This window comes from Streptomyces hirsutus (assembly GCF_001418415.1).
In the GTDB taxonomy this organism is placed as follows: domain Bacteria; phylum Actinomycetota; class Actinomycetes; order Streptomycetales; family Streptomycetaceae; genus Streptomyces; species Streptomyces hirsutus.
The window spans coordinates 1-6779 of sequence record NZ_LIQT01000398.1 but is presented as its reverse complement, the minus strand read 5'-3'; the positions used below and the strand labels follow the sequence as shown (position 1 = coordinate 6779).

8 protein-coding genes are annotated in these 6779 nt (G+C 73.9%); 5 read left to right on the top strand and 3 right to left on the bottom strand.

The window, feature by feature from the left end; translation table 11 throughout:
* Nucleotides 1-12: 12 nt before the first annotated feature.
* Nucleotides 13-1212, bottom strand: a complete 1200-nt coding sequence (locus AOK11_RS27860; RefSeq protein ID WP_055596481.1) for a bifunctional adenosylcobinamide kinase/adenosylcobinamide-phosphate guanylyltransferase — start codon at nucleotides 1210-1212, stop codon at nucleotides 13-15.
* Between the two features lie 162 nt (nucleotides 1213-1374).
* Here AOK11_RS27860 and AOK11_RS27855 point away from each other — a divergent pair, with 162 nt between their 5' ends.
* A complete protein-coding gene (locus AOK11_RS27855) occupies nucleotides 1375-1587 on the top strand; it encodes a hypothetical protein (RefSeq protein WP_055596483.1) in 213 nt (70 codons plus the stop codon).
* Nucleotides 1588-1681: 94 nt separating this feature from the next.
* Here the strand turns inward: AOK11_RS27855 and AOK11_RS27850 are convergent, their stop codons facing one another.
* Together AOK11_RS27850 and AOK11_RS27845 are read right to left on the bottom strand one after the other, a co-directional pair.
* Nucleotides 1682-2401 (bottom strand): class I SAM-dependent methyltransferase, encoded by a 720-nt coding sequence (locus AOK11_RS27850; protein WP_055596482.1) that lies wholly within the window; start codon nucleotides 2399-2401, stop codon nucleotides 1682-1684.
* A gap of 110 nt (nucleotides 2402-2511) precedes the next feature.
* On the bottom strand, nucleotides 2512-3147 hold the full coding sequence (locus AOK11_RS27845; RefSeq protein WP_079035129.1) for a DUF3043 domain-containing protein: 636 nt from the start codon (nucleotides 3145-3147) through the stop codon (nucleotides 2512-2514).
* Nucleotides 3148-3418: 271 nt separating this feature from the next.
* Here AOK11_RS27845 and AOK11_RS27840 point away from each other — a divergent pair, with 271 nt between their 5' ends.
* The 4 genes from AOK11_RS27840 to AOK11_RS27820 all read left to right on the top strand — a co-directional run.
* A complete protein-coding gene (locus AOK11_RS27840) occupies nucleotides 3419-4201 on the top strand; it encodes a PspA/IM30 family protein (protein WP_276204849.1) in 783 nt (260 codons plus the stop codon).
* 64 nt (nucleotides 4202-4265) lie between these two features.
* Nucleotides 4266-4577 (top strand): PspA-associated protein PspAA, encoded by a 312-nt coding sequence (gene pspAA / locus AOK11_RS27835; protein ID WP_055596478.1) that lies wholly within the window; start codon nucleotides 4266-4268, stop codon nucleotides 4575-4577.
* Between the two features lie 223 nt (nucleotides 4578-4800).
* Complete coding sequence (locus AOK11_RS27825; protein ID WP_055596476.1) at nucleotides 4801-6084, top strand: sensor histidine kinase; 1284 nt, start codon at nucleotides 4801-4803, stop codon at nucleotides 6082-6084.
* Nucleotides 6085-6133: 49 nt separating this feature from the next.
* Nucleotides 6134-6779 (top strand): response regulator (locus AOK11_RS27820; protein ID WP_055596475.1); only part of this gene is annotated, 646 nt, incomplete at its 3' end.

Below are 6779 nucleotides of genomic sequence, written 5' to 3'. Positions count from 1 at the left end.
GGTCCCGCCTGTTCACCCCCGGAGCACCAGTGCCTGGCCCGCCACCACCAGCAGCACCTGCTCGCACTCCTGGGCGAACGCCGCGTTCAGCCGCCCGAGTTCGTCCCGGTACCGGCGGCCGGACGCGGTGGCGGGGACGATGCCCGAGCCCACCTCGTTGGACACGGCGACCACGGTCCGCCGGGTCGCCCGTACCGCGTCCGTCAGCTCACGCACCCGTTCCTTCAGCGCCCGTTCCCCGCCGCCCGCCCACTCCGCGTCGTCCCACGCCCCGACGGAGTCCATCGCGTCCGTCAGCCACAGCGACAGACAGTCCACCAGCAGCGGCGGCCCGTCGGCCCCCAGCAGCGGCACCAGGTCGCAGGTCTCCACGGTCCGCCACGACCCGGGCCGCCGCTCCTGATGGGCCGACACCCGGGCCGCCCACTCGGTGTCCCCGTTGCGGGACCCGCCCGTCGCGACGTACAGCACCTGGGGCAGGGACTCCAGCCGGCGCTCGGCCTCCACCGACTTGCCGGACCGGGCCCCGCCCAGGACCAGCGTCCGGCGCGGCAGGTCGGGGACGTGCTCGTAGGCGCCCACCTCCAGCGTGGTCCCGTCCGGCACGGCGCGCGCCCCGGCCGCCGCGAGCCGGCGCCGCTCCTCCGCACCCGGCGGCACGTCGTGGTCGAGGTGCACGGCGACGACGTCCGTCGTCGGCCCCACCGCGCCCACCGCCCGCAGCCGCGCCAGCGCGTCCGGGCGCCCCACGACGTCCAGCAGCACCATGGCGTACGGTTCGGCCGGCTCCTCCAGACCGGCCGGCGCCGTGCCCGGCGGCAGGTACAGCAGCCGCTGCCCGTCCGGACCGGTCACCGCGTACCCGGTGCCCGGAGCGTCCAGCGCCATCGCCCGCACCCGGTGGCCCGTCAGCAGCGCCAGCTCCCGCCCGTCCGGCACCCGGCCGGGTTGCGGCAGCCCGGCGGGCACCTCGACCGCGGGGCCGTCGTGCGGATGGGAGAGCAGCACCTGGCGCACACCGCCCAGCGAATGCCCCGCGCGGGCGGCGGCGAACGCCACGCCCGGCATCAGGTCGAGCAGCAGCGAGCCGTCCACGAGCAGCGAGGTCGCCGCGCGCGCGTACGGCCCGGCGGCGGACGCGCAGGCGGCGCAGGGACAGTCGGGGCGGGGCAGGCCCGCGGGGGCACCGGTGCCGAGCAGAGTGAGTTCCACGGACCCGATTTTCGCCCCTTCCCACGGCTCCTGCGCGCCCGGTCGGGCACGGTCACCGATGATCCCCCGAATCATCCGCCGGACAGGCTCTAGGCTCTGCTCCAGGAGCCGGACCATGATCCGGCTCCTGTCGTGCAGGTGCTCATACCCACGGAGGCGTACATGGCGGCATGGACGTGGCGGTTCGAGAAGGCCGACGGGACGCAGGTCGAGCCCGCGGTGACACCGGAGGACTTCACCACGCAGGGGGACGCCGAGTCCTGGATCGGGGAGAACTGGAAGGCCCTGGTGGAGGGCGGCGCCGACCAGGTGCGGCTGCTGGAGGACACCACGGAGATCTACGGGCCGATGAGCCTGCACGCGGAAGAGGTGTGAACCCGCGGGCGTGAGGCCCCGGGCGTGAGAATCCGGGCGAGGGCGACGTGGCTCATCGGGCGGGGGCTCCGGCCCTCGCCCGTCCCGCGTCCGCTCAGCCCCGTACGCCGCACAGGTGAAGCAGTGACGCCACCCCGCGGTAGGGGTCCGTCCGGCCGGCCCGCTCCTCGACCGCGAGGAGCGCCGTCAGGTCGTCGGGACAGCCGAGGCCGTGCGCGACGTGCGCCCCGTCCACCGCCGTGTCCGTGAAGACCCGCACCCCGTACCAGGTGTGCAGCGGCGCCCCGAGCCCCGCGAGCGTCGCCGTGAGGTCCGCCAGCCGGTCGGCCCGCGCCCCGGCATCCGAGTCGTCCGCAGGGCGCGGCGTGTCGAACGCGGCCAGCGCCCCGGCCCAGTCGCCGCGCAGGCCGGCCCGCATCGCCGGCGCGTCGCCGTTGCGCACCAGCAGCGACAGCAGGCCGTCGGGCGCGAGCATCCGGGCCAGCCCCGCCACCAGCGGGTCCGGCTCCGCCACGTGCATGAGTACGCCGTGGCAGAGCACCACGTCGAAGCTGCCCGGCAGGAAGTGCACCCCGGTGTCGCGGCCGTCGCCCTCGACGACCCGCATCCGCTCCCGGATGCCCTCGGGCTCCCCGGCGAGCGCCGCGCGCGCGGCGGAGATCATCTCCGCGTCCCGCTCCAGACCGGTCACCTGGTGGCCGGCCCGCGCCAGGCGCAGTGCCTGTGCGCCGCGGCCCATGCCGACGTCCAGCACGCGCAGCCGCCGCCCGACCGGGAACCGTCCCACTATCTGCTCGTCGAGCTGACGGGCCATCAGTTCCTGCCGTACGACTTCCCGCAGGTCACCGGACGGCCCGCCCTGCGCGGGCGAGGCCTGCGCGGGCACCGCCACCGGTGCCGCGCCGTCGACGAACGGCGTGGTGCTCAGGGCCGCTCCCCGCGCTTGACCTGGGGCTTGGGCAGACGCAGTCGGCGCATCTGCAGCGAGCGCATCAGCGCGTAGGCGACGGCGCCGCGGCGCTTTTCGTCGGGGAAGCGCTCGGCCAGCCGCTTCTTCAGCCGGAAGCCGGTCACGGCGGAGTCGAGCACGATCAGCACGATCACGACGAGCCACAGCAGCAGCGCGGCGTTCTGCAGCTGGGGCACCCGGATCATGCTCAGCACCAGGATGATCACCGCCATCGGCAGGAAGTACTCCGCGATGTTGAACCGCGAGTCGACGTAGTCGCGCGCGAACCGGCGCACCGGCCCCTTGTCACGGGCGGGCAGGTAGCGCTCGTCGCCGCTGGCCAGCGCCTGGCGCTGGCGCTCCATCGCGGCACGGCGCTCGTCACGCTGCCGCTTGGCGGCCTCCTTGCGCGTCATCGACGTATTGGCCACGCTGCGCCGCTGGGTCTGGGCCTGGCTGCGCTTGGGCGTGGGACGGCCCTTGGGGGCCTCCGGGTGGCGGGTCTGCTTGGAGTCGGTCACCGTCGCCTTGTCGGCGTGGGCCTTCTCTTCCTTGGCACGGCTACGGAACACAAAACCCAAGGGTACGGGGTACCCGGGGTTGGACCCCAGCCCCGGGGGGAACGATCCGGCAACACCGCGCGTCCGTAGAGGACGGACAGAGGGGGCGTTGTGTGTGACTTGGGGCGGGTTGTCCGGCCGGTACCCGGGGATCACCTACTCCCTGCGCCGGACCGGGAGGATGCGCAGTCGTCCTTGGGGATGAGCGCATCCGCCCCTGGACAGTGCGGTAATGGATGCAGGGCCCGTACTGTGGGTTCTGTCGCAGAAGTGTGAGCCGGAGTCCGTCAGAAGGGGGCGCGCGAAGCCCATGAGCGGTGTCATGAAGCGTATGGGGATGATCTTCCGCGCGAAGGCGAACAAGGCCCTTGACCGGGCCGAGGATCCGCGCGAGACCCTCGATTACTCGTACCAGAAACAGCTGGAGCTGCTCCAGAAGGTCCGCCGGGGCGTCGCCGACGTGGCGACCAGCCGCAAGCGCCTGGAGCTCCAGCTCAACCAGCTGCAGTCCCAGTCCTCCAAGCTGGAGGACCAGGGACGCAAGGCGCTCGCGCTGGGCCGTGAGGACCTCGCCCGCGAGGCCCTCTCCCGCCGCGCCGCCCTCCAGCAGCAGGTGACGGACCTGGAGACGCAGCACTCGACGCTCCAGGGCGAGGAGGAGAAGCTCACCCTCGCGGCCCAGCGGCTCCAGGCCAAGGTCGACGCCTTCCGCACCAAGAAGGAGACCATCAAGGCCACGTACACGGCGGCGCAGGCACAGACCCGGATCGGCGAGGCCTTCTCCGGCATCTCCGAGGAGATGGGCGACGTCGGGCTGGCGATCCAGCGGGCCGAGGACAAGACGGCCCAGCTCCAGGCGCGGGCCGGTGCCATCGACGAGCTGCTCGCCTCCGGCGCCCTCGACGACCAGTCCGGCATGCACAAGGACGACATCCAGGCCGAGCTGGACCGGCTCTCCGGTGGTACGGATGTGGAGCTGGAACTGCAGCGCATGAAGGCCGAGCTGGCCGGCGGCCCCTCCGGGGAGAAGCAGGCCATCGAGGGCGGCAGCGAACAGTCCCAGGCCCAGCAGCCGCAGGACACCCCGCGGTTCGACAAGCAGTGACCGCCGCACGGGACACCGTGCCGACGACGACCGAGCCCCCGCCAGGGCGGCTCAGGAGGCCGACATGATCGTACGGATCATGGGGGAGGGGCAGGTGGCTCTGGCCGAGAGCCACCTCGCCGAGCTGAACAAACTCGACGAGGAACTCCTCGCCGAGATGGACAACGGCGACGGCCCCGGCTTCCGTCGCACCCTCACCGCCCTGCTGAACAGGGTCCACGAGCTCGGCGAACCGCTGCCGGACGACTCCCTGGAACCCTCCGACCTCATCCTCCCCTCCCCGGACGCGACCATCGAGGAGGTCCGGGAGCTGCTCAGCGACGACGGCGACGGACTGATCCCGGGCACGGACGACGGACTGATCCCGGGCCCATGAGCCCCCGGCCCGCCGGGCCACCCACGGCCGTACCGCTCGCACGCATACCGCTCACACCGGAACCGCTCACACCGGAACCGCTCACACCGGAACCGCTCACACCGGAACCGTTCGGATCCGAACCGTTCACCGCAGGCCCGTTCACGGCAGGTGCGGCTCTCACCACCGATCCGCCGCCGGCCCGCGCCCCGTACGCTTCCGCGACCCCGTACGGTGAACGGTCGTGAGCACCTTCCAGCGTGCCCGGCGCCGGCTGCGCGCGCACCCCTTCGCCCTGGACGCGGCCCTGGCCGCGGGCGTCCTGGTGTGCATCGTGGCCGGGTCCCTCGTGGAGCCGCACGGCCCCGACGGCGTCACCTGGGCGCTGCGCACGCCCGACGCGCTCAGCCTGGTCCTCATGGTGCTCGGCGCCGCCGCGCTCGTCCTCCGGCGCCGGGCGCCCCTCGCGGTCCTCGCCTTCACCGGCGGGGTCTCCCTGGTGGAGTCCGTCACCGGCGACCCCCGCGCCCCGGTCGCGATGTGCGTGGTCGTCGCGCTCTACACCGTCGCCTCCGCCACCGACCGCCCCACCACCTGGCGGGTCGGCCTGCTCACCATGACCGTCCTCACCGGCGCCGCCATGATCGCCGGCCCGCTGCCCTGGTACGCCCAGGAGAACCTGGCCATCCTGGCCTGGACCGGGATCGGCGCCACCGCCGGGGACGCCGTCCGCAGCCGCCGTGCCTTCGTCCAGGCCATCAGGGAACGCGCCGAGCGGGCCGAACGCACCCGCGAGGAGGAGGCCCGTCGCCGCGTCGCCGAGGAACGCCTGCGCATCGCCCGCGACCTGCACGACGTCGTCGCCCACCACATCGCCCTGGTCAACGTCCAGGCCGGGGTCGCCGCCCATGTCATGGACAAGCGGCCCGACCAGGCCAAGGAGGCGCTCGCCCACGTCCGCGAGGCCAGCCGCTCGGCGCTCGGCGAACTGCGGGCCACCGTCGGCCTGCTGCGCCAGTCCGGCGACCCCGAGGCCCCCACCGAGCCCGCCCCCGGACTGGACCGCCTCGACGACCTCGCCGGCACCTTCCGCAACGCCGGCCTGCGGGTCCTGGTCGCCCGCGAGGACCAGCGCCCGGACCACGCCCCCGCGCTGCCCGCCGCTGTCGACCTGGCCGCCTACCGGGTCGTCCAGGAGGCACTCACCAACGTCCAGAAGCACGCCGGCGCCGAGGCGAGGGCCGAGGTCAGCGTCGTCCGGGTGGGTCCGCACCTCGAGATCACCGTCCTCGACGACGGCACCGGCACCGGCCGTCGCGAAGCCCCCGACGGCACGGGCACCGGCACGGGCACGGGCACGGGCACGGGCAACGGCAAGGGGGGCGGCCACGGTCTGCTCGGCATGCGGGAACGCGTCACCGCCCTGCGCGGCACCCTCACCACCGGCCCCCGCTACGGCGGCGGCTTCCGCGTCCATGCGATCCTGCCCGTCGAGACCCACACGTCCGCGGCCCAGGACGGTCCGTGACCCGTTCGCGGTCCAGGACGGCCCGTGACCAGCGCTCCCGGGGGAACCCATGACCATCCGCGTCCTGCTCGCCGACGACCAGGCCCTGTTGCGCAGCGCCTTCCGCGTCCTCGTCGACTCCGAGCCGGACATGGAGGTGGTGGGCGAGGCGTCCGACGGCGCCGAAGCGGTCCGGCTGGCCCGCGAACAGCGCGCCGACGTCGTCCTCATGGACATCCGGATGCCCGGCACCGACGGCCTCGCGGCCACCCGTCTGATCAGCGCGGACCCCGAACTCGACGGGGTCCGCGTGGTGATCCTGACGACCTTCGAGGTCGACGACTACGTGGTGCAGTCGCTGCGGGCCGGCGCCTCCGGCTTCCTCGGCAAGGGCTCCGAACCCGGCGAACTGCTCAGCGCCATCCGGATCGCCGCCGAAGGCGAGGCGCTGCTGTCCCCGGCCGCCACCAAGGGGCTGATCGCCCGCTTCCTCGCCCAGGCGGGCCCGTCCGACGGCGCCGACCGCGACCCGGACCGCGCGCAGCGTCTCGACTCGCTGACCGTGCGGGAGCGCGAGGTGCTGGTCCAGGTCGCCGGCGGCCACTCCAACGACGAGATCGCCGCACGCCTGGAGGTCAGCCCGCTGACCGTGAAGACGCACGTCAACCGGGCCATGGCCAAACTGGGCGCCCGCGACCGGGCCCAGCTGGTGGTCA

Bases quoted from the DNA above. Each gene is read 5' to 3' on its own strand.
- AOK11_RS27855 (WP_055596483.1), top strand. From the start codon at position 1,375: ATGGCGGCATGGACGTGGCGGTTCGAGAAGGCCGACGGGACGCAGGTC.
- AOK11_RS27850 (WP_055596482.1), bottom strand. From the start codon at position 2,401: ATGGCCCGTCAGCTCGACGAGCAGATAGTGGGACGGTTCCCGGTCGGG.
- AOK11_RS27840 (WP_276204849.1), top strand. From the start codon at position 3,419: ATGAAGCGTATGGGGATGATCTTCCGCGCGAAGGCGAACAAGGCCCTT.
- pspAA (WP_055596478.1), top strand. From the start codon at position 4,266: ATGATCGTACGGATCATGGGGGAGGGGCAGGTGGCTCTGGCCGAGAGC.